The 19,899-nt window shown below is 72.6% G+C and carries 20 protein-coding genes; 12 read left to right on the top strand and 8 right to left on the bottom strand.

The window, feature by feature from the left end; genetic code table 11:
- Positions 1-46: 46 nt before the first annotated feature.
- Together ACIQOE_RS01870 and ACIQOE_RS01865 are read right to left on the bottom strand one after the other, a co-directional pair.
- On the bottom strand, positions 47-610 hold the full coding sequence (locus tag ACIQOE_RS01870) for a hypothetical protein (RefSeq protein WP_351325236.1): 564 nt from the start codon (positions 608-610) through the stop codon (positions 47-49).
- Complete coding sequence (locus ACIQOE_RS01865) at positions 603-1,382, bottom strand: alpha/beta fold hydrolase (protein WP_351325234.1); 780 nt, start codon at positions 1,380-1,382, stop codon at positions 603-605. Before ACIQOE_RS01865 ends, ACIQOE_RS01870 begins: the two co-directional genes overlap by 8 nt.
- Before the next feature lie 168 nt (positions 1,383-1,550).
- Between ACIQOE_RS01865 and ACIQOE_RS01860 the strand changes: the two genes are divergently transcribed.
- The 4 genes from ACIQOE_RS01860 (at position 1,551) to ACIQOE_RS01845 (ending at position 5,458) form a co-directional block, all read left to right on the top strand.
- Positions 1,551-2,285 (top strand): lysophospholipid acyltransferase family protein, encoded by a 735-nt coding sequence (locus ACIQOE_RS01860; RefSeq protein ID WP_401408985.1) that lies wholly within the window; start codon positions 1,551-1,553, stop codon positions 2,283-2,285.
- Positions 2,286-2,409: 124 nt separating this feature from the next.
- A complete protein-coding gene (macS, locus tag ACIQOE_RS01855; protein WP_351325231.1) occupies positions 2,410-3,624 on the top strand; it encodes a MacS family sensor histidine kinase in 1,215 nt (404 codons plus the stop codon).
- A complete protein-coding gene (locus ACIQOE_RS01850; protein WP_351325230.1) occupies positions 3,621-4,295 on the top strand; it encodes a response regulator transcription factor in 675 nt (224 codons plus the stop codon). Before macS ends, ACIQOE_RS01850 begins: the two co-directional genes overlap by 4 nt.
- A gap of 134 nt (positions 4,296-4,429) precedes the next feature.
- Positions 4,430-5,458 carry a 6-phosphofructokinase gene (locus ACIQOE_RS01845; RefSeq protein WP_351325228.1) on the top strand — a complete coding sequence of 343 codons (1,029 nt, stop codon included), beginning with the start codon at positions 4,430-4,432 and terminating at the stop codon, positions 5,456-5,458.
- Positions 5,459-5,555: 97 nt separating this feature from the next.
- Here ACIQOE_RS01845 and ACIQOE_RS01840 read toward each other — a convergent pair whose 3' ends face one another.
- Complete coding sequence (locus ACIQOE_RS01840; protein ID WP_401408980.1) at positions 5,556-7,451, bottom strand: anthranilate synthase family protein; 1,896 nt, start codon at positions 7,449-7,451, stop codon at positions 5,556-5,558.
- 97 nt (positions 7,452-7,548) lie between these two features.
- Positions 7,549-7,614 carry a trp operon leader peptide gene (locus ACIQOE_RS01835; RefSeq protein WP_351325383.1) on the bottom strand — a complete coding sequence of 22 codons (66 nt, stop codon included), beginning with the start codon at positions 7,612-7,614 and terminating at the stop codon, positions 7,549-7,551.
- Between the two features lie 105 nt (positions 7,615-7,719).
- Between ACIQOE_RS01835 and ACIQOE_RS01830 the strand changes: the two genes are divergently transcribed.
- Both ACIQOE_RS01830 and ACIQOE_RS01825 read left to right on the top strand, forming a co-directional pair.
- A complete protein-coding gene (locus ACIQOE_RS01830) occupies positions 7,720-9,072 on the top strand; it encodes a class II 3-deoxy-7-phosphoheptulonate synthase (protein WP_351325225.1) in 1,353 nt (450 codons plus the stop codon).
- A 160-nt stretch (positions 9,073-9,232) separates the two neighbouring features.
- Entirely contained in the window at positions 9,233-9,493 is a 261-nt protein-coding gene (locus tag ACIQOE_RS01825; RefSeq protein ID WP_365555220.1) for a (2Fe-2S)-binding protein, read from the top strand.
- 23 nt (positions 9,494-9,516) lie between these two features.
- Here ACIQOE_RS01825 and bfr read toward each other — a convergent pair whose 3' ends face one another.
- Complete coding sequence (gene bfr / locus ACIQOE_RS01820) at positions 9,517-9,999, bottom strand: bacterioferritin (RefSeq protein WP_351325221.1); 483 nt, start codon at positions 9,997-9,999, stop codon at positions 9,517-9,519.
- 198 nt (positions 10,000-10,197) lie between these two features.
- On the opposite strand from bfr, the gene ACIQOE_RS01815 reads away from it, so the two are divergent.
- Positions 10,198-10,830, top strand: coding sequence for a sulfite oxidase-like oxidoreductase (locus ACIQOE_RS01815; RefSeq protein ID WP_351325220.1), 633 nt, complete (start codon positions 10,198-10,200; stop codon positions 10,828-10,830).
- A 16-nt stretch (positions 10,831-10,846) separates the two neighbouring features.
- On the opposite strand, the gene ACIQOE_RS01810 is transcribed toward ACIQOE_RS01815, so the two are convergent.
- Positions 10,847-11,362: a DUF4396 domain-containing protein gene (locus ACIQOE_RS01810; RefSeq protein ID WP_365555223.1), complete on the bottom strand. Its 516-nt coding sequence runs from the start codon at positions 11,360-11,362 to the stop codon at positions 10,847-10,849.
- Between the two features lie 264 nt (positions 11,363-11,626).
- On the opposite strand from ACIQOE_RS01810, the gene ACIQOE_RS01805 reads away from it, so the two are divergent.
- The 5 genes from ACIQOE_RS01805 (at position 11,627) to ACIQOE_RS01785 (ending at position 16,982) form a co-directional block, all read left to right on the top strand.
- Entirely contained in the window at positions 11,627-12,295 is a 669-nt protein-coding gene (locus tag ACIQOE_RS01805; RefSeq protein ID WP_351325218.1) for a Crp/Fnr family transcriptional regulator, read from the top strand.
- A gap of 112 nt (positions 12,296-12,407) precedes the next feature.
- Positions 12,408-13,217, top strand: coding sequence for a hypothetical protein (locus ACIQOE_RS01800; RefSeq protein WP_365569983.1), 810 nt, complete (start codon positions 12,408-12,410; stop codon positions 13,215-13,217).
- Entirely contained in the window at positions 13,214-15,427 is a 2,214-nt protein-coding gene (locus ACIQOE_RS01795) for a hypothetical protein (RefSeq protein ID WP_401408973.1), read from the top strand. The genes ACIQOE_RS01800 and ACIQOE_RS01795 overlap by 4 nt, the downstream gene beginning before the upstream one ends.
- Positions 15,424-16,500 carry a hypothetical protein gene (locus ACIQOE_RS01790; RefSeq protein ID WP_401408970.1) on the top strand — a complete coding sequence of 359 codons (1,077 nt, stop codon included), beginning with the start codon at positions 15,424-15,426 and terminating at the stop codon, positions 16,498-16,500. Before ACIQOE_RS01795 ends, ACIQOE_RS01790 begins: the two co-directional genes overlap by 4 nt.
- Positions 16,497-16,982: a Pycsar system effector family protein gene (locus tag ACIQOE_RS01785; RefSeq protein ID WP_401408967.1), complete on the top strand. Its 486-nt coding sequence runs from the start codon at positions 16,497-16,499 to the stop codon at positions 16,980-16,982. Before ACIQOE_RS01790 ends, ACIQOE_RS01785 begins: the two co-directional genes overlap by 4 nt.
- 10 nt (positions 16,983-16,992) lie before the next feature.
- Here the strand turns inward: ACIQOE_RS01785 and ACIQOE_RS01780 are convergent, their stop codons facing one another.
- Both ACIQOE_RS01780 and pknB read right to left on the bottom strand, forming a co-directional pair.
- A complete protein-coding gene (locus ACIQOE_RS01780; protein WP_362639361.1) occupies positions 16,993-17,871 on the bottom strand; it encodes a deoxyribonuclease IV in 879 nt (292 codons plus the stop codon).
- Between the two features lie 34 nt (positions 17,872-17,905).
- Positions 17,906-19,831 (bottom strand): Stk1 family PASTA domain-containing Ser/Thr kinase, encoded by a 1,926-nt coding sequence (gene pknB / locus ACIQOE_RS01775; RefSeq protein WP_365555233.1) that lies wholly within the window; start codon positions 19,829-19,831, stop codon positions 17,906-17,908.
- Positions 19,832-19,899: the final 68 nt, after the last annotated feature.

The raw sequence follows: 19,899 nt of genomic DNA, 5'->3' as shown, positions 1-19,899 counted from the left end.
TCCCGGGAGCCCGGCGCCGGCGTCCTCGCGGGTGGCTGCGACCGGCTCAGACCACGGCACCGCGTCCCGGGTCGTCGTGCTCGTCGTCGTCCGTCTTCATCCGGGTCACCAGCGTGGCGAAGCCGCCGAGGAACCCGCCGATGCCCAGCGTCGCCAGCCACCAGGTCATGTCCCAGCCGAGCAGCACGGCGAGCAGGAGCAGCACCGGCCCGCCCACCACGCCCAGCCAGGCGAACCTGGCGGTCGTGTCGGCCGCCGGCAGCGGCGGCGGCTCGGGCGGCACGAAGTGCCCCTCGTCGTCCTCGTCGAAGTCGTCCTCGGACGACTCCGGGGCCCGGTAGTCCCGCGGCCCGACACCGGGCGCGAAGGAGACCGAGCTGCCGAGCGGCTGCGCGGGCCGCTGCTCCTCGGCCGCCCCGGGTTCCTCGGCGTCCTCCTCGGCCGGAGGCAGCGCGAGGTCCTCCACCGGCTTGTAGGGCTTGGCGCCCGGCGGGTCCGGCGGCTCATCGCCGTACCCCGCGACGATCGCCGCCCAGGCGGCGGCCTCGTCGAAGGGCACCCCCTTCTCGTCCGGCTCGCGGTCCTCGCGGTCGGAGTCGTGCTCAGCCAACTGCGGCCGTCCCTTCCTTGCCGACACTGGGTGCGAGCCGGCCGATGAAGGCGAGGCTCCCCTCGAAGATCCGGTCCGCATCGAAGTCCAACGTCGCCACGTGGTAACTCTGTTCCAGCACTACCTCGGTTACGTCCGTGGAGGACACCCGGCTCAGGATCCGGGCCGAGTCGACCGCGGGAACGACGTGGTCCTGGGTGCTGCGCAGCAGCAGCAGCGGCTGGGTGACCTGCGGAAGCTCGCCGTCCACCCGGCGGAAGAAGTTCCGCAGCGAGTGCGCGGCGTGCAGCGGCACCCGGTCGTACCCCACCTCGGCGGAGCCCGGCAGGGCGATGTCACTGGCGATGCCCGGCGTCGTACGGACGAGGTGGCGGGCCACCGGAAGGGCGTACGCGGACAGGCCGTGCACCTTGTTCGCGGGGTTGACGACCACCACGCCGTCCACCCCCGTCCCGTTCTTCGCGGCCAGCCGCAGGGCCAGCGTGCCGCCCATGGACAGGCCCGCCACGAACACCTGCGAGCAGCGCTCGCGCAGCAGCCGCAGCTCGCGGTCGACCTCCGCGTACCAGTCCTGCCAGCCGGTGACCTGCATGTCCTCCCAGCGGGTGCCGTGTCCGGGCAGCAGGGGCAGGGACACGGTCAGGCCGTGTGCGGCGTGGTGCTCCGCCCAGGGGCGCAGCGACTGCGGTGAACCGGTGAAACCATGACAGAGCAGGACACCGACCTCCCCGCCGTCGTGGCGGTACGGCTCGGCTCCGGGAAGAACCGGCACCTTCGGTCTCCACTTCATGAGAGCGGGCAGGAACTGAGAGAGGCCCGAAAGACGACTTCGGATGTGCTTCACCGTACGCGACGGCACTGACACCGACCAGGGTCGTCGGGGCCATTCCCGGCGCTGCGGGTTAAGGTCTCATCGACGGAAACAGGAGGCACTCGGTTGTTGTACGGCGCGATGAAGGTCGCCATCGGGGGACCGCTGAAGGTCGCCTTCAGGCCCTGGGTGGAGGGTCTGGAGAACGTCCCGGCCGAGGGCCCGGCGATCCTGGCGAGTAACCACCTGTCCTTCTCGGACTCGTTCTTCCTGCCCGCGGTGCTGGACCGCAAGGTCACCTTCATCGCGAAGGCCGAGTACTTCACCACGCCCGGCGTGAAGGGCCGCCTGACGGCCGCCTTCTTCAAGGGCGTCGGCCAGCTGCCGGTGGACCGCTCCGGCGGACGCGGCGCCGGCGAGGCGGCGGTGCGCAGCGGCATGGACGTGCTGGAGCGCGGCGAGCTGTTCGGCATCTACCCGGAGGGCACCCGCTCGCCCGACGGCCGTCTCTACCGGGGCAAGCCCGGCGGCCTCGCGCGCGTGGCGCTGGCGACGGGCGCCCCGGTGATCCCGGTCGCCATGATCGACACGGAGAAGATCCAGCCGCCCGGACAGGTGATGCCCAAGCTGATGCGTCCGGGCATCCGGATCGGCACGCCGATGGACTTCGGCCGCTACCAGGGCATGGAACACGACCGGTTCGTGCTGCGCGCGGTGACCGACGAGGTCATGTACGAGATCATGAAGCTCTCCGGCCAGGAGTACGTCGACATCTACGCGACCGCCGCCAAGCGGCAGATCGCGGAGGCGGCCAAGGCCGGGAAGGAAGCCGCGAAGGCCGAGAAGAAGGCCGCCGAGTCTTAGGACCTGCCTGACAATTCCCGTCTGCCGCGCGACGACGGGAATTGTCGGACAGGCCCTAGACCGGCGGCACGGGGGCCGCGGGGCCGGGGGGTCGCGCGGACGGGTACCGGGGGAGCCGGGGGAGATGACGAAGCGGGAACGCGTCGTACGGATGTCGGTCGAGCAGCCCCTGTGGCGTGCCCTCACCGGCTTCCGCGTGCTGACGCTGCTGTATGCGACGGGCCTGTTCGCGTCCGCCTACGACGACTACGACCGTCCGGGTGTCGCGATCGCCTACTACGCCGTGCTGGCCGTCTGGACGCTGGCGACCCTGCCCCGCGTCCAGAACGCGGCCGCCTGCACCCGGCGCTTCCTCGCCGTCGACCTCGCGATCGCGGTCACCGGCATCGTGCTCACGCCCTGGGTCGTCACCCAGGGCCACATCGACCGCGGCGGCCCGACCCTGCCGTCGATATGGACCGCAGGCGCGGTGCTGGCCTGGGCGCTCAAGGGCGGCTGGCGCTGGGCGGCGTTCGCCTCCACGCCGGTCGCCGCCGCCAACCTGGTCGAGCGCGGCCACCCGGCCCGCGACACCGTCCACAGCGTGATCCTGGTCTGGGTCGCCTCCATCGCCATCGGGTACGTCGTGGAGGTGGCCCGCGCCTCCGAGCGCACCCTGGCCCGCGCCCTGGAGATCGAGGCGGCCACCCGGGAGCGGGAGCGGCTGGCCCGGGACATCCACGACGGCGTGCTCCAGGTCCTGGCCATGGTGCAGCGGCGCGGCGCGGTCCTCGGCGGCGAGGCGGCCGAGCTGGGCCGGATGGCCGGCGAGCAGGAGGTGGCGTTGCGCACCCTGGTCTCCGGCGGCCTGGTGCCGCTCTCCCGGGCCTCCGAGGACGCGGCCGACGGCGCGGTGGTACGCCTGGTCGACGAGCCGGACGACGGCGGCCCGGTCGACCTGCGGGCGCTGCTCGCGCCGTACGCCGCGGCCCGGGTGAGCCTGGCCGAGCCCGGCGCGCCGGTGCGGCTGGCGCCGGGTCCCGCGCGGGAGCTGGCGGCGGCCGTCGGCGCCGCCCTGGACAACGTGCGCAGCCACGCCGGGGAGGGGGCGCGGGCCTGGATCCTGGTCGAGGACGAGCCCGGCGAGATCGTGGTGACCGTGCGGGACGACGGCCCCGGCATCCCGGAGGGCCGGCTCGCCCAGGCCGAGGGGGAGGGGCGGCTCGGGGTGGCCCAGTCGATCCGGGGCCGGCTGCGCGACCTCGGCGGCAGCGCCCAGCTGTTCTCGACTCCCGGGCAGGGCACGGAAGTCGAACTGAAGGTACCGAAGGACTCCCTGGAGAAGGCGGAGCGGCGATGAGCATCAAGGTGATGGTGGTCGACGACCACCCGATGTGGCGCGACGCGGTCGCCCGTGACCTGGCCGAGTCCGGCCTGGAGGTGGTCGCCACCGCGGGCGACGGCGAGCAGGCGGTGCGCCGCGCCAAGGCCGCCGCGCCCGACGTGCTCGTCCTCGACCTCAATCTGCCGGCCAAGCCCGGCGTGCAGGTCTGCAAGGAACTCGTGGGCCACAACCCGGCGTTGCGGGTGCTGGTGCTCTCGGCGAGCGGCGAGCACGCCGACGTCCTGGAGGCGGTGAAGTCCGGCGCGACCGGCTACCTCCTGAAGTCGGCCTCGACCGAGGAACTGCTGGACGCGGTCCGCCGGACGGCCGTGGGGGACCCGGTGTTCACGCCGGGCCTGGCCGGCCTGGTGCTCGGCGAGTACCGCCGGCTGGCCTCCGAGCCGGCGCCGGCCGCGGAGGCGGGCGGCCCCGACGCGCCCCGGCTCACCGACCGCGAGACCGAGGTGCTGCGGCTGGTCGCCAAGGGCCTGAGCTACAAGCAGATCGCCGAGCGCCTGGTCATCTCGCACCGCACCGTCCAGAACCACGTGCAGAACACCCTCGGCAAGCTCCAGTTGCACAACCGGGTGGAGCTGGTCCGCTACGCGATAGAGCGGGGGCTGGACGACGGTCCGGAAGGCGGCTGATCTGATCTTCGCGGCCCGGACGTAAACCAACCGCCCGACAATTCACCGGAATTGCCCTTCCGCGCCCATCCCTGTGTGAGCTGGATCACCATTAGCGTGAGTCCCACAGGCAACCGCGGCGAAGGGACATTTCCATGCGGGTCGGAGTACTGACCGGAGGCGGCGACTGCCCCGGGCTCAACGCCGTCATCCGGGGCATCGTGCGCAAGGGCGTGCAGGAGTACGGCTACGACTTCGTCGGCTTCCGGGACGGCTGGCGCGGACCGCTCGAAGGCGACACCGTCCGCCTCGACATCCCCGCCGTGCGCGGCATCCTGCCCCGCGGCGGCACCATCCTCGGCTCCTCGCGGACCAATCCGCTGAAGCAGGAGGACGGGATCCGGCGCATCAAGGACAACCTCGCCAAGCTGGAGGTCGAGGCGCTCGTCGCGATCGGCGGCGAGGACACCCTCGGCGTGGCCGCCCGGCTCACCGACGAGTACGGCGTGCCCGTCGTCGGCGTGCCCAAGACCATCGACAACGACCTGTCCGCCACCGACTACACCTTCGGATTCGACACCGCCGTCGGCATCGCCACCGAGGCCATCGACCGGCTGCACACCACCGCCGAGTCGCACATGCGGGTCCTGGTCTGCGAGGTGATGGGCCGGCACGCCGGCTGGATCGCCCTGCACTCCGGCCTGGCCGGCGGTGCCAACGTCATCCTCATCCCGGAACAGCGCTTCGACGTCGACCAGGTCTGCGCCTGGATCACGTCCCGGTTCAAGGCGTCGTACGCCCCGATCGTCGTCGTCGCCGAGGGGGCCATGCCCAAGGACGGCGAGATGGTGCTCAAGGACCAGTCGCTGGACTCCTTCGGGCACGTCCGGCTCTCCGGCGTCGGCGAATGGCTGGCCAAGGAGATCGAGAAGCGCACCGGGAAGGAGGCCCGTACCACCGTCCTCGGGCACATCCAGCGCGGCGGCACGCCCAGCGCCTTCGACCGCTGGCTGGCCACCCGCTTCGGTCTGCACGCCATCGACGCGGTGCGCGACGGGGACTTCGGCAAGATGGTCGCGCTGCGCGGCACCGACATCGTGCGGGTGCCGATCGCGCAGGCCACGGCGAAGCTCAAGACCGTCGACCCGAAGCTCTACGAAGAGGTCGGGGTGTTCTTCGGCTGATCCCGCGGCCGCGTCCCGGCGGGCCCGCGCCGCACGGCGCCGGGCCCGTCCGTCCGGGCCCCGCACCGCAGCCCGGACGGCATCCCCGGCTCCGCCGCTAGCGGGCCGGGCGCCGCTCGGCGGACCTGCCCGCCGCGCGGACCTGGCCGATCAGCTCCCGCACCACGGCGGCGCCGTTCAGGGACAGCACCGACTCGGGGTGGAACTGCACCCCGGCGAAGCCAGGCCCCCGTACCGCGTGCACCTCGCCGTCGGCCGCCCGGCTCACCTCCACGCCGTGCGCCGCCAGCTCCCGGGCCGCGTCCTCGTCGCAGCGGGCCACGAAGCTGTTGTAGAAGCCGACCGTCTCCGGCCGCCCGAACAGGTCCACGGTGGTCTGCGCCCCCTGGTACGGCACCTGCTTGCGCACGATGTCCAGGCCCAGCTCGGCCGCGATCAGCTCGTGTCCCAGGCACACGCCCAGCACGCCGTGCCGGTGCTCCCGGACCACGGTCGCCGCGAGGTCCCGCAGGAACCGCATCTTCGGATCGTCCAGGTCGGACGGGTCACCGGGTCCCGGACCCAGCACCACCGGACCCTCGTGGGCGAGCACCGCCGCCCGCAGCCCCGGCTCGTCGTAGCGCCGGACGGTCACGTCGAGCCCGGCAGCCCGCAGTACGTGCGCGAGCATCGCGGTGAACGTGTCCTCGCCGTCCACCACCAGCGCGTGCCCGGCCAGCTCGCCGGTCCGCTCCTGCATCCGCAGCCAGAACGGCGCCAGCGCGGCCCGGCGCCCGTCCAGCGCCGCCCGCACCCGCGGGTCGTCGGCCAGTCCCGGGCGCGTCTCCTGCCCGCGCGGGCGGCCCGGCCGCACCCCGAGGGCCGCGAGGACCCCCGCCGCCTTCGCGTGCGTCTCCGCGACCTCGCCCGCCGGATCCGAGCCGCGCACCAGGGTGGCGCCGACCGGGACCCGCAGCCCGCCGTCCGCGTCGATGTCCGCGGTGCGGATCAGGATCGGGGAGTCCAGGGTCTGGGCGCCGCCGGAGTCCCGGCCGAGCAGGGCCAGCGCGCCCGCGTAGTAGCCGCGCCCCACGCCGTCCGGCCCGAGGGGCTCGTGGCGCTCGATCACCCGGCAGGCGTTCTGCACCGGCGAGCCCGTGACGGTCGCCGCGAACATGGTCTCCTTCAGGACCTCCCGCACGTCCAGCGAGGACCGGCCGCGCAGCTCGTACTCGGTGTGCGCGAGATGGGCCATCTCCTTGAGCCGGGGCCCGACCACCACGCCCCCCATGTCGCCCACCGTGCACATCATCTTGAGCTCCTCGTCGACGACCATCGACAGCTCCTCGATCTCCTTGCCGTCGGCGAGGAAGCCGAGCAGGTGCTCCGGGGTGGGCCCCTCGGCCGGGTACCGGTAGGTGCCGCTGATCGGGTTCATGACCACCGTGCCGCCGGTCATCCGCACATGCACCTCAGGACTGGCGCCGACCAGGGTGCGGTCCCCGGTGTGCACCACGAACGTCCAGTACGCACCCCGCTCGCCCTCCAGCAGCCGCCGGAACAGCGCGAGCGCGTCGGCCCGGCCGAAGCCCGGGATCCGGCCCCGGTACGTCCGCCGGATCACGAAGTTCGCGCCCTCGCCGCGCCCGATCTCCTCCCGCAGCACCCGGCCGACGATCTCCGCGTACTCCTCGTCGTCGACGTCGAAGCCGCCGTCCTCGACGCGCACGGCGTGCGCGGGCAGCTGGGCCAGGGCGTCCGCGAGCGGCAGGCTGTGGGTCTCCTCGGGGGTGAGCACCAGCAGGGGCGTGCCGTCGTCGTGCACGTCGAAGCCGCGCTCGCGGATCTGACGGTAGGGGACCAGCGCGAGGCCCTCCTCGGGCAGGTCGGCCAGCCGGTCACGCGCGGTGACGGGGCCGAGCAGCACCTCGACGATGTTCTCGTCGTGGCCGGGGGCGCGGCGGCGGAGCAGGGCGAACGGGCGGTCGTCGTGGAGCAGCCGGGTCAGGTCCATGGTCCTCGGGATCCCTTGCAGGTGGGAGGAGGAACGGCCCCGGAAACGCCGAAGGCCGCCCCTCGGGCGGCCTTCGCGAAGTGGTGCGTACGCGCAGTCAGTGGGCCGCCGGAGAAGCGGTCCACCACCAGTTCTGGCAGGTCTGGTTCGAAAGCGCGAGCATGCCGGAACCATATCGCACCCGGCCCGGTGTCCACAGGACAATCACTCCGTCTCATCAGTCGAGCCAGGGAAAAATCAGGCGACACGACCCCGTAGTGTTTACGGGGTGACCGTGAACGCTAAGACCAGCCCGAGCGCTGGCAACACCTGGCGAGACCTGCCCGCGGCGCAGCAGCCCGAGTACCCCGACCCCGAGGCTCTGCGCGCAGTCGTTGCGGAGCTGGAGTCGTATCCGCCGCTCGTCTTCGCGGGCGAGTGCGACCAGCTGCGCGCCCGGATGGCGGCCGTCGCCAAGGGAGAGGCGTTCCTCCTCCAGGGCGGCGACTGCGCCGAGGCCTTCGACGCGGTGTCGGCCGACCAGATCCGCAACAAGCTCAAGACCCTCCTCCAGATGGGTGCCGTGCTGACGTACGCGGCGTCGGTGCCCGTGGTGAAGGTGGGCCGGATCGCCGGCCAGTACTCCAAGCCGCGCTCCAAGCCGACCGAGACCCGTGACGGGGTGACGCTGCCGACCTACCGGGGCGACTCCGTCAACGGCTTCGCGTTCGACGAGGCCTCCCGCGTCCCGGACCCCGAGCGGCTGAAGCGGATGTACAACGCGTCCGCCTCCACGCTGAACCTGGTGCGTGCCTTCACCACCGGCGGCTACGCGGACCTGCGGCAGGTGCACGCCTGGAACCAGGACTTCGTGAAGTCGTCCCCGTCGGGCCAGCGCTACGAGCAGCTCGCCCGCGAGATCGACAACGCGCTGAACTTCATGCGGGCCTGCGGCGCGGAGCCCGAGGAGTTCAAGACGGTCGAGTTCTTCTCCTCCCACGAGGCGCTGCTGCTGGACTACGAGTCCGCCCTGACCAGGGTCGACTCCCGCACCGGCAAGCTGTACGACGTCTCCGGGCACATGGTGTGGATCGGTGAGCGCACCCGGCAGCTGGACGGCGCGCACATCGAGTTCGCCTCCCGGATCCGCAACCCGCTCGGCCTCAAGCTCGGCCCGACGACCACGGCCGAGGAGGCGCTGCGGTACATCGACCGCCTCGACCCGGACCGCGAGCCGGGCCGGCTGACCTTCGTGGTCCGGATGGGCGCGGACAAGGTCCGCGACAAGCTCCCGGAGCTGGTCGAGAAGGTCACCGCCTCGGGCGCCACCGTGGCCTGGGTGACCGACCCGATGCACGGCAACACCTTCGAGGCGGCCTCGGGCCACAAGACCCGCCGCTTCGACGACGTGCTCGACGAGGTCAAGGGCTTCTTCGAGGTCCACAAGACGCTCGGCACCCACCCCGGCGGCATCCACGTCGAGCTCACCGGTGACGACGTCACCGAGTGCGTGGGCGGCGGCGACGAGATCTTCGTCGACGACCTGCACCAGCGCTACGAGACGGCCTGCGACCCGCGGCTGAACCGCAGCCAGTCCCTGGACCTGGCGTTCCTGGTCGCGGAGATGTACCGGGACCAGTGAGGCGTCCACCTGCCGCGACGCGCTGAAGTGGGGCGCGGATCACATGCGATCCGCGCCCCACCGCACTTTTGCGGTCCGCCCGCTATGGGTAAGGTTAGGTTTGCCTCACCGACCACTCGGGACGGCACCACTGATCGATCCCGGCGGGAGGTGAATCCGCGTGTACGTCTGCAGCTGTTTCGGAGTGACCGAGGCCCAGGTCAAGCGGCACGCGGAGGACGGCGCCTGCACTCCCCGCCAGATCGCGTCCGCCTGCAAGGCCGGGACGGACTGCGGATCGTGCGTCCGCCGGATCCAGGCGATCCTCGGCCGGGGCGCCTGCCCCCGCCGCGAGGAGGCCGACCAGGGCCGTCCGCTGCTCGCCGGCACCGGCGCGCCGAACGGGCTCGACGGACTCGACGCGCTGGACGAGGCGGCCTAGACCGGCCGGCGCGGACCGGCCGCTCAGCTGCTCTCGGGCTGGTTGATGATCTGCGAGATGTAGAGCGCCTCGCCGAGCTTGTCCACCAGGTCCAGCTGGGTGTCGAGGTAGTCGATGTGGTGCTCCTCGTCCTCCAGGATGGACTCGAAGATGTTCGCGGACGTGATGTCGCCCTTCTCGCGCATCACCTTGATCCCGCGCTTGAGGCGGTCGATGGCCTCCACCTCGACCTGCTTGTCGGCCTCGAACATCTCCTTGACGGTCTGGCCGACCCGCACGTGGAAGAGCCGCTGGTAGTTCGGCAGCCCCTCCAGGAACAGGATCCGGTCGGTCAGCACCTCGGCGTGCTTCATCTCGTCGAACGACTCGTGCCGGGTGTACTTGGCGAGCTTGTACCAGCCGAAGTTCTCCTGCATCTTCGCGTGCAGGAAGTACTGGTTGATCGCGGTGAGCTCACCCGTGAGCTGCTCGTTGAGGAATTCGATGACCTCGGGGTCGCCCTGCATCGCAGAGGCTCCTTCCGCATGGGTTGCGTGGGGACGCAGTGGGTGTGTGCGGCGCATGATTGCACCGGCGCAGAAGATCGTCCAGTAAGTGCGGACTTAGTAAGTAGGGCCGCACTTGGCATCAGTTGACCGATTTGATGATCTATAGGGGTTCCGTCCGGTCGGATGCACCGCTCCCGGTCTGTCAGGATGGAAGGCATGGGTCATCCGGTGGAACACGCGTCGAGTCGAGCCGCGGGAGCCGGGCTTCCGCCGGGACAGCGGCTGCAGCGCGGCTGGCCGGTCACCCACTACGGACCCGTCCCCAAGTTCCGTCCCGAGCGCTGGGAGTTCAGGGTCTTCGGAGCCACCGCCGGTGCGGGCCCGCACGTCTGGGACCACGAGCGGTTCACGGCCCTGCCCTACGCCACCGTGGTGGCCGACCTGCACTGCGTGACGAAGTTCAGCATGCTGGGCGCCGAGTGGGGCGGGATCCCGGCGCGAACCGTCCTGGAACTCGCTCCGCCCGCCGCCGACGTCACCCATGTGATGGTGTGGGCCGAGTACGGCTTCAGCTCCAACCTGCGCCTCGCGGACTTCGCCACCGACCGCACGATCTTCGCCACCCACCGGGACGGTGAACTCCTCACCGCCGAACACGGCTTCCCGGTGCGCCTGGTAGTCCCCCAGCTGTACGCCTGGAAGGGCCCCAAGTGGGTCCGCGGCATCGAGTACATGACCGCCGACCGCCGCGGCTTCTGGGAGGAGCGCGGCTACCACAACCTCGGCGACCCCTGGAAGGAGCAGCGCTACTCCTACCAGGAGGGGCCGGGGGACGGTCCGGAACTCTGACGTCCGCCGGGCGGGGTCAGTGGTGGTACCGGTGCACCACCGCGTGCCCCTTGCCGCGGCCGATCGTCCACTTGTTGACCGGGGTCGTCACCACGAAGGCGATCACCAGCGAGACGGCCAGTGAGATCCAGAACAGCGCGTCGCCCAGGTGGGCGTCCATCGCGGCCGGCCAGACCAGGATCGTGCCGTTGTCGATCAGCTCCATCACGGCGATCGACAGGGTGTCCGCGGCCAGCGCCACGCGCACCGCGGTGCGCAGGTCGACGCCGGCCCTCAGGACTCCGCGCATGGTGAGCGAGTAGCCGAAGAAGAACGCCAGCACGATCGCCAGCAGCGTGGTCGGCAGGTTGCCCCAGCCGAGGGCCGTGCCGACGACCATGCCCAGCACCTCGCCGATCGCGCAGCCGGTGAGGCAGTGCAGGGTCGCCTGGGCGGCCATGGCCCAGGACGCGCCGGCCGGGCCGTGCGCGCCGTGCGCGTCGTGGTGCTCGTGATGTTCATGGTGCTCGTGAAGAGTGTGGTCGTGGTCCATGGCTGACCCCCGGTGTCAGGTGCGGATCTCTCCTACCCCCAACATATATACCCCCTGGGGGTATTCCTGAAGGGGTTCGGGGCTCGTTCCGGTAACGGGCGGCACATTCCGTGCCCAGAGCGCTACGCTGAGATCACCGCCTGGCGGGGAGACGCACCGGGCGGACACGGATCCACGGGGCCCATGGTGTTCCGCTTGCGATCCGGTTCGGGGGCGAGCGGTCGGGGGACGACGGTGGGGCTGTTCGGAGAGCGGCATACCTTCATGGGCGGACTCGGTCCGGGGGACCGGGAGGCACTGGCCGGACTCGGCACCCGGCACGAGTACCCGCCCGACGACACGGTCCTCGCGGAGGGCGACCGGACCACGTTCGCGGTGGTCCTGCTCAGCGGCTGGTGCACGGTGTGGACACCCACCGAACGCGGCGGCCGGCTGATCCTGGCGCTGCGACGGGCCGGCGAGGTCGTCGGTGACATGGCGGCGCTGGACGGCCGCCCGCGCAGCGCCTCGGTGAGCACCCTCGGCCCGGTCACCGGCCTGGTCGTGCCCGGCGAGCGGTTCCGGCGGTTCCTGGCCGCCCGGCCGCGGGCCAACGCGCTGATGACGATCCAGCTGGCCGAGCGGCTGCGCAGCGCGGACCACGAGCGCCGGGCCCTGGCCTCCATGACCGTGCTGCAGCGGCTCGCCGAACGCCTCGTCGAACTCGCCGACCGCACCGGCCGGCCGGAGAACGAGGCCGTGACCATACGCCTGCCCCTCGCCCAGCACGAACTGGCCGCCTCCGTGGGCTCCACCCGCGAGGCCGTCGCCAAGGCCCTGCGCCTGCTGCGCGAGCAGGGGCTGGTCCGCACCGGCCCCGGCACCCTGGCCGTCGCCGACCTGGACCCGCTGCGGCTGCTCGCCGCCGGACAGCCGCACGGCACGCAGACCTGACAACCGCCGACTTCCCGCGCTGTGTAAACGGCTACAGCGGTGACCGGCCGGGTCCGCGAGCATCGCATCGCGGGCGCCGGTGTCCCGGCGGGACGGCAGGGAGGAGAGAACGATGGAGGGGGAAGCCGCCTACGGCTTCATCGTCAACGTGGACGCACAGGGCTCGGGCCTGTTGTCCGACACCGAGAAACCCGAGATGCGGCGCAGACTGTACGAGGTCACGGGCACCGCCTTCGAACAGGCCGGCATCCGCCCGCCGCGCCTTTACCAGGAGGACCGCGGCGACGGCATCCTCGGCGTGCTGGCACCCGACGTGCCGCCCGTCCGGGTCCTCGGGGAATGGGTGGAGCACCTTTACCAGAACCTGCGGGAGAGCAACCGGCACGTCAGGAAACCGCTGCGGCTGCGCGTCGGCCTGCACATCGGGCGGGTCACGGCCGACGCCCACGGCCGCTCGGGACGCGCCGTCGACCTCGCCTGCCGGCTGGCCGACTGCGCTGTGGCGAAGGCGATCCTCAAGGCCGCGGACGGCGCACCCCTGGTGGTGGCCGCCTCCGACCGGGTGCACGAGGACTTCGTCCTGCCCGGCGGGCGCTGGGTGGACCCCGAGCACTACCGGCGCCACGACGTCGAGCTGAAGGAAGGCCGCACCACCGCCTGGTTCATGGTCCCCGGACGATCCCGGCCGCCCGAGCCCGACACCTCCCGCGAGGAGCCGGCGCCCCCGGCGCGACAGGCGCGGGACCGCGGCCGGGACACCGCGGACGACGCGGCGCCGCAGCAGCCCTCCCGGCCGCGGACCTCGGCGGAGACCACGGGCGTCGGCCGCCTCGTGCAGATCCACCAGCACGGCGACGGCGACGTCTTCGCCCCCGAACGGATCGAGACCGTCAACATCGACCGCCGCGGCGGTGGCCGGTGAACGCACAGAACCCCGCGCCGCCGCCGGGCGGCGCGAAGGCCCAGCCGCAGCCCAAGCAGCCGCAGCCGCAGCAGAAGGCCGAGCCGGACCGGCCGGCCGGCGGTGCCGACTCCGGCGGCGCGTCCGAGGACAGGGCCGACGTCATCGGCGGCTCCGCCGCCAACCCGCTCGGCGACGAGGCGCTGCCCGGCGCCGCGGCCGCCGCCTCCCGGATCTACCGCTCCACCCTGAGCCAGCACGGGTCCGGCACCCTCATCAGCTCCGAGTCCGTCGGCACCATGAACTTCTACGGCCGGCAGACCGCCGAGCGCCTGCTGGCCGGCCCGCTCCCGGAGGACGAACTGCGCCGCCTGCGCCGCGTCTTCCAGGAACCGGCCGACTACGGCGGGCACCGCGAGCAACTGCGCGCCGGCCGCCTCCTGGTGCTCTACGGCCAGCCCGGCACCGGCCGCGCCTACACCGCCCTGTCCCTGCTCGACGACCTCACCCGCGGCCAGGTCTCCCGGCTCGACCCGCGCACCGACCTGGACCGGCTGGACGACGACCAGATCCACGACGGCCACGGCTACGCCCTGGAACCGAGCGCCGCGGGCCTGCCGGACGAGACCGGCCTCGACCGGCTCTGCGAACTGCTCGGCAGGAAGGAGGCGTACGCCGTCCTGCTGGCCACTCCCGAGGCCGGTGACGTCCTCTCCCGCGGCGGCCGCTACCACCGCGCCCACGCCCCGGCCGCCCCGGCGGCCGTGCTCGAAGGCCACCTCGGACTCGAACTGGCCGCCTCGGAACCCGAGCTGTACGAACGGGCCCGCGCGACCGCCCTCGACCCGGACGTCCTGGAGGCGCGCGGCCTGGACGAGTTACGGCCGGCGGAGGCCGCCCGCTTCGCGGAACTCCTCGCCCGGCACAGCAGGGACGAGCTGACCCACGACGGACTCCTCGCCGAATGCCGGAAGTTCGCCACGCGCCAGGCCGCCGAATGGTTCGCCGGGGGAGTCCGCTCCGAGACCCCCGAACGGCTGCGGGACGCGGCCTACCGGATCTCCGTCGCCGTCCTGCAGGGAGCCTCCCTCAGCGCCGTCGCCGAGGCCGCCGAGGAACTCGCCTGGGAACTGGCCGTCACCGTCGACCCGGAGGCCACTCCCGGACGGCCGCTGTTCAGCGACGGCGTCGACGCCCGGCTGGCCTCCGCCCGCGCGGTCGCCGCCCTGGGCACCGAGGAGGTCGGCACCGAGGAGGTCCAGGTCCGCACCGTCCGGTTCGGCGGCGAGGCACTGGCCCCGGCCGTCCTCGGCCACCTCTGGGAGCACCGGCACAACGCCCGCGGACCCGTGCTGCGCTGGCTCGCCGGACTCTGCGAGGACACCCGCCCGCAGGTCTGGGTGCGGGCCGCGGTCGCCGCCGGACAGCTGTGCCGCTTCGACCTCTCGCACACCGTGCACGAACTGGTCGGGCCCATGGCCCAGTCCGAGCGGGCGCCGCGCCGGCTGTTCGCCGCGACCGTGCTCGACGTCGCCGCGCGCACCCCGGAGGTCGGCAGCGCCGTCCGCGCCCTGACCGGCTCCTGGGCGCTCCACGGCGACGAGCAACTGCGCTGGACCGCCGGCGCGGTGCTCGGCCGGGGCCGGGCCACGGACACCGTCCGCGAGTCGCTCGACCTGCTCGGCGGGATCGGCGTCTGGAACGAGGGCACGCTGCGCTCGGCCGCCGCCCTCCAGGTCGCCCACTTCGCCGGCGCCCACCCCGAGGCCCCGGTCCTGCGCCGGATCCGCGCCTGGCTCTCCGACGAGCGCCGCACCCACCAGGACCTCGGCCTGCAGAGCACGGTCTACCTCGCCGGCGTCTCCGTCGTCGACCTGTGGAGCCGCCACGAGGACCTGGAGGCGCACGGCGACTGGCCGCTGATGCTGGCCCTGGCCGACGTCCGGCCCGCCCTCGCCGCGGAACTCGCCGGGCTCCTGTGGACCGCGCTGCAGACCTCTCGGTCCTACGAGGCGGCGGTCGAGACCGTCTCCGACTGGCTGCGGGACTCCGCCGACCAGCCCTGGGCCGGAGCGCTGGAGCGGTTCCTGCCGCTGCTCGTGCACGGCCACGACGACCGCAACCGGCTGCTCGGCCTGATCAAGGAACTGACCGAAGACCCCGACCAACCACTCAACGACCAGCAGGTCCGCCGCCTGTGGGGCGCGGTCCAGGGAGCGAGTACACCATGACGCACAACCAGTGGGGGCAGCCGTGGCCGCCCCAGGACGAGGAGTTCGTCCTTCCGCACGACCTCAGAGGCCCCTTCGTCCGCGAGTTCGCCCCGCAGGCCGCCTACCGGCACCGCAACAGCCAGGTGGCCTCGGTGCTCTACTACAAGAACGGCGGGCACAGCGTCCTCACGGTCCGCGGGGCCGAGCACCACAACAAGCCGCTGATGGGCAAGCCCACCTCGGTGTGCTGGATCGCCCGCGGCCAGCACCAGGTCTCCTTCCAGCTGGAGCTGCCCACCTACGGCGACCGCTCCCGGTTCCGGGCCGGCGCCGACGTCAACTGGGAGGTGCACGACTTCTACCAGGCCGCCGAGAAGCGGGTCGTCGACGTCGAGCGGATGCTGCGCCCGTCGCTGGAGGCCCGGCTGCGCGGCCTCAGCCGCCGCCACAGCCTGGACTCCGCGCAGCAGGTCGACGAGGCGATCCAGGACGAGCTGGCCAGCGGCCGGTGGAGCGACTTCGGCGCCGATCTCGGCCTCGCCACCCAGGTGTTCGTCCGGATCGACCTCGGCCAGGCGGCCGCCGACCACCAGGCGCAGATGGTCGCGGTGGAGAAGGGCAGCGTCGTCCAGGAGGCCATCGACAACGTCACCAAGGCGCGGATCGCCGCCAACATGGACGACGCGCAGAAGCTGATCACGGCCGGTGAGACCGTCCAGTACGCCCACATGCTCGCCTCGGACCCGAGCCGGGCGCACGAGATCCTCGGCGTGCTCCAGCAGCAGGCCCGCGAACAGCGCCAGGGCGCCCTGGACTACCTGACCAACCTGATCAACCAGGGCGTCGTACAGCGCCACCAGATCGACGACCAGGTCCAGGCCCTCATCGACTTCAGCCGCACGGTCTCCACCGGCGTCTTCCCGAACGGCCTGCCGCAGGCCCCGACCTCGCTGCCGATGCCGCCCATGCCGCCCGCGCCGCCGATGCTCGCGGCCGGCGCGCCGCCGGTCCCGCCGCTGCCGCCGGTGGACGCGGTCCCGGGAGAGGGCACGGGGGTGGAGGACGACGCCAGCCCCGAGGCACGCCGGTGACACCCACCGATCCCGACGCGGCCGCGCACTACGTCGCCGAACGGCTGCTGCTGACCGTGCGCGAGGACGTGGGCAGGGCGGACGTGAAGGCGTCCGTCCTGCTCTCCGGCGCCGTGGCGGTCCCCGCCCTCGTCCTCGGGCGCGGGACGCCCGGCGTCTCCGGGCCCGCCGCGGTGTTCCTCGCGGCGGGCGCGGTGCTGTGGGCGGCGGGCACCCTGCTGCTGCTCGCGGTGATCGTGCCGCGCACCCGCACCCTGCGTTCGGCACCGGGCCCGACGTTCTACGCCGACGCCCTCGCCGCCGACACGGAGGCGCTGCGCGGCGCCGCCGCCGCGGCCGGCGCGGACCGGGTGGGCTGGCTGCTCACCCAGTTCCAGGACGTCAGCGTCATCCTCTCGGCGAAGTACCGGTGGCTGCGCGGGTCGATGGCGCTGCTCGGGGCGGGACTGCTGCTGGCGGCGGTGCCGCTGGCGCTGGGCTGAGCGGGCGCCGTCAGCCCTCGCGCAGCCGCTTGAGGCGCTCGACGTCCGCGGCGTGCCCCTCCTTGCCGCCGGGCGTCTCGATGATCAGCGGCACGCCCTCGGTCGCCGGATGGGTCATCAGCGCGCGGAACGGATCCTCGCCGATGTGCCCGGAGCCGATGTTCTCGTGCCGGTCCTTGTGCGCGCCCACGACGTCCTTGGAGTCGTTGGCGTGGATCAGCTTCAGCCGTCCCTCGCCGACCGTCGAGACCAGCAGGTCCAGCGTCTGGTGCATCCCGCTCGGCCCGGTCAGGTCGTGGCCGGCGGCGAAGACGTGGCAGGTGTCCAGGCAGACGCCCAGCTTCGGGTGGGCGTCCAGCGCCTCGAAGTACGGCCCGAAGTCCCAGGTGCGCGAGCAGAGCGAGGCGCCCTGCCCGGCGGTGGACTCCAGCAGCAGGAACGGGTCGTCGTCGTGGGTCAGCTCCTCCAGGAGCGGCAGCAGGTACGCCCGTACCTGCTTGAGCGCCACCTCCCGGGACCGCCCGCCGGTCGCGCTGCCGGTGTGCACCACGACGCCGAGCGCGCCGATCTCCCGCCCGCGCCGCAGCGAGTGCCGCAGCGACTGGACCGACCGCTCGGCGGTCGCCTCGGTGTGCGAGCCGAAGTTGATCAGGTACGGAGCGTGCACGTAGGCCGGGACCGACTCCGCGGCGCAGGCCTCGCGGAACGCCTCGTCCTGCTTCGGGCTGCCCGCCGGAGTGGCCCAGCCGCGCGGGTTGGCGACGAAGACCTGCACGGTCTCGGCCTTCAGCTCACGGGCGTAGGACAGCCCGACCGAGTGCAGGCCGCCGGCGACCGGGACGTGACCGCCGACGGGGTTGCGGGGGAGCGGGGACGGGAGGCTGTTCACCCGTCAAGGGTGTCACGCCGCGCGCCGGCGGCGGTCACCGGATGGTGATGGTGATCGTCGATCCCTTCGGCGCCTGCTGCCCGGCGTCCACCGACTGTCCCTTCACGGTGTCGCCGAACAGCCCGAGCAGCCCGCGGTCCTCCTTGACCTCGAAGCCGGACTGCTTCAGCAGCTTGGTCGCGTCGTCGACGCTCGCCCCGACCACGTTCGGCACCTCGACCATCTCCGGGCCCTTGGAGAGCGTCAGCGTCACCGTGTCGCCCTCGGCGGCCTTCGCGTCGCCGGCCGGGGTCTGGCGGGCCACCTGCCCCTGGTCGTACTCGGAGGTGACCTCGGTGGCCGACACGGTCACCTTCAGTCCGGCGTCCTGCAGCTCCTGCCGGGCTTCGTCGAGGTCGTCGCCGGTGACGTCGGGCACGTCGACCTGCGAACCCTTGCTGACGACGAGCGCGATCGCCGTCCCCGCGTGCCGCTTGCTTCCGGCCCCGGGATCGGTGGAGATCACCGAACCCCTGGGCACGTCGTCGCTGAACTCCCGTGTCACCATGCCCGGTTCCAGCCCGGCGGCCTTCAGCAGCTCCCGGGCGCGGGCCTGCGTGCGGCCCTGCACGTCGGGCACGGCCACCGACTCCGGGCCGTCCGAGATGGTGAGCGTCACCGAGTCGTTGCTGCGGATGCGCCGGCCGGGCGCCGGGTCGCTGCTGATCACCGTGCCCCGCCGCACCGTGTCGCTGTAGGCGTGCTCGACCTTCCCGATGTCGAGCCCGGCGTCCTTCAGCCGCGCGGAGGCCTGTGCCTCGGTCTTCGACAGCAGCGGCGGGACCTTCGTGAACTGCCCGGAGTTGATGTACCAGATCCCGGTGCCGGCGCCGAGGAGGAGCAGGACGGCGACGACGAGGGTCACCACCCCGCGCCGGGACCTTCGGCGGGTCCCGTGCCGGCCCTCGGGGACCGGCGGTGCCTCGAAGCGGCTGGTCGTCAGGGTCCGGTCGTCCGGCTCGCCGACCGGCAGCGGCGCCGGCACCGTGAGCGAACGGGGGATGACGCTCGTCCGGTCCTCGGCTATGTCGTGCGCGGCGGCGAGCGCCTGCGGCGGTACGGCGTCCAGCTGGTCGTCCCGCAGGGCGGCCCGCGCCCGGCGGACCAGCGCCAGCAGCGCGACGGCGTCGTAGGGCCTGGCCCCGGGATCGCGGGCGGTGCCGTGGGCGACCAGCTCGTCCAGCTCGTACGCCAGGCCGGGCACCGCGGCGGACGGCGGCGGCACGTCCTCGTGGAGGTGCTTGTAGAGGATCACCGCGGGCGAGTCCGAGTCGTGCGGCTTCTCCCCGGTGAGCATCTCGTACAGGACGACCCCGCACGCGTAGACGTCGACGCGGGGATCGGCGGCGCCGTTCTCGACCTGTTCGGGCGCCAGGTACGCCACGGTCCCCAGCACGGCGCCGGTGCTGCTCGTGACGGTGTTCACGGACCGCACCAGCCCGAAGTCGGCGACCTTGACCCGCCCGTCGTCCCCTATCAGCACGTTCTCGGGCTTCATGTCCCGGTGCACGAAACCGGCGCGGTGCGCGGCGCCCAGCGCGGCCAGCACCGGCTCCAGGATGTCCAGCGCGGCCCGCGGCTGGAGCGCGCCGCGCTCGCGCAGCACGTCACGCAGGGTGCAGCCGGCGACGTACTCCATGGCGAGATAGACGTACGGCCCGTCGGTGCCCTGGTCGAAGACCTGGACCACATTGGGATGGGCCAGCCGGGCGACCGACTTGGCCTCCCGGATGAATCTCTCCACGAAGGAGCCGTCGGCGGCGAGCGCCGGATGCATCACCTTCAGCGCGAGCACCCGGTCCAGCCGGACGTCCAGGGCCCGGTAGACCGTGGCCATCCCGCCGACGGCGATCCGCGCGTCGACGCGGTAACGGCCGTCGAGCACCTGCCCGACCAGGGGGTCCTGAAGCGTCGTATCCACCCCGCGAGTGTACGAGCCCCGGCCGAAACCCCCACAGGTGAGACAGATTTCCCCATGGACTTGCAGCG

The sequence above is a fragment of the Streptomyces sp. NPDC091282 genome, assembly GCF_044757385.1.
GTDB classification, from domain to species: domain Bacteria; phylum Actinomycetota; class Actinomycetes; order Streptomycetales; family Streptomycetaceae; genus Streptomyces; species Streptomyces gramineus.
This window is presented reverse-complemented; position numbering and strand designations above follow the sequence as displayed.

What these genes read in the sequence shown, in the direction of transcription:
- macS (WP_351325231.1), top strand. Translation starts at nt 2,410, where the DNA reads ATGACGAAGCGGGAACGCGTCGTACGGATGTCGGTCGAGCAGCCCCTG.
- ACIQOE_RS01850 (WP_351325230.1), top strand. Translation starts at nt 3,621, where the DNA reads ATGAGCATCAAGGTGATGGTGGTCGACGACCACCCGATGTGGCGCGAC.
- ACIQOE_RS01845 (WP_351325228.1), top strand. Translation starts at nt 4,430, where the DNA reads ATGCGGGTCGGAGTACTGACCGGAGGCGGCGACTGCCCCGGGCTCAAC.
- ACIQOE_RS01840 (WP_401408980.1), bottom strand. Translation starts at nt 7,451, where the DNA reads ATGGACCTGACCCGGCTGCTCCACGACGACCGCCCGTTCGCCCTGCTC.
- bfr (WP_351325221.1), bottom strand. Translation starts at nt 9,999, where the DNA reads ATGCAGGGCGACCCCGAGGTCATCGAATTCCTCAACGAGCAGCTCACG.
- ACIQOE_RS01815 (WP_351325220.1), top strand. Translation starts at nt 10,198, where the DNA reads ATGGGTCATCCGGTGGAACACGCGTCGAGTCGAGCCGCGGGAGCCGGG.
- ACIQOE_RS01810 (WP_365555223.1), bottom strand. Translation starts at nt 11,362, where the DNA reads ATGGACCACGACCACACTCTTCACGAGCACCATGAACATCACGAGCAC.
- ACIQOE_RS01805 (WP_351325218.1), top strand. Translation starts at nt 11,627, where the DNA reads ATGGGCGGACTCGGTCCGGGGGACCGGGAGGCACTGGCCGGACTCGGC.
- ACIQOE_RS01800 (WP_365569983.1), top strand. Translation starts at nt 12,408, where the DNA reads ATGGAGGGGGAAGCCGCCTACGGCTTCATCGTCAACGTGGACGCACAG.
- ACIQOE_RS01790 (WP_401408970.1), top strand. Translation starts at nt 15,424, where the DNA reads ATGACGCACAACCAGTGGGGGCAGCCGTGGCCGCCCCAGGACGAGGAG.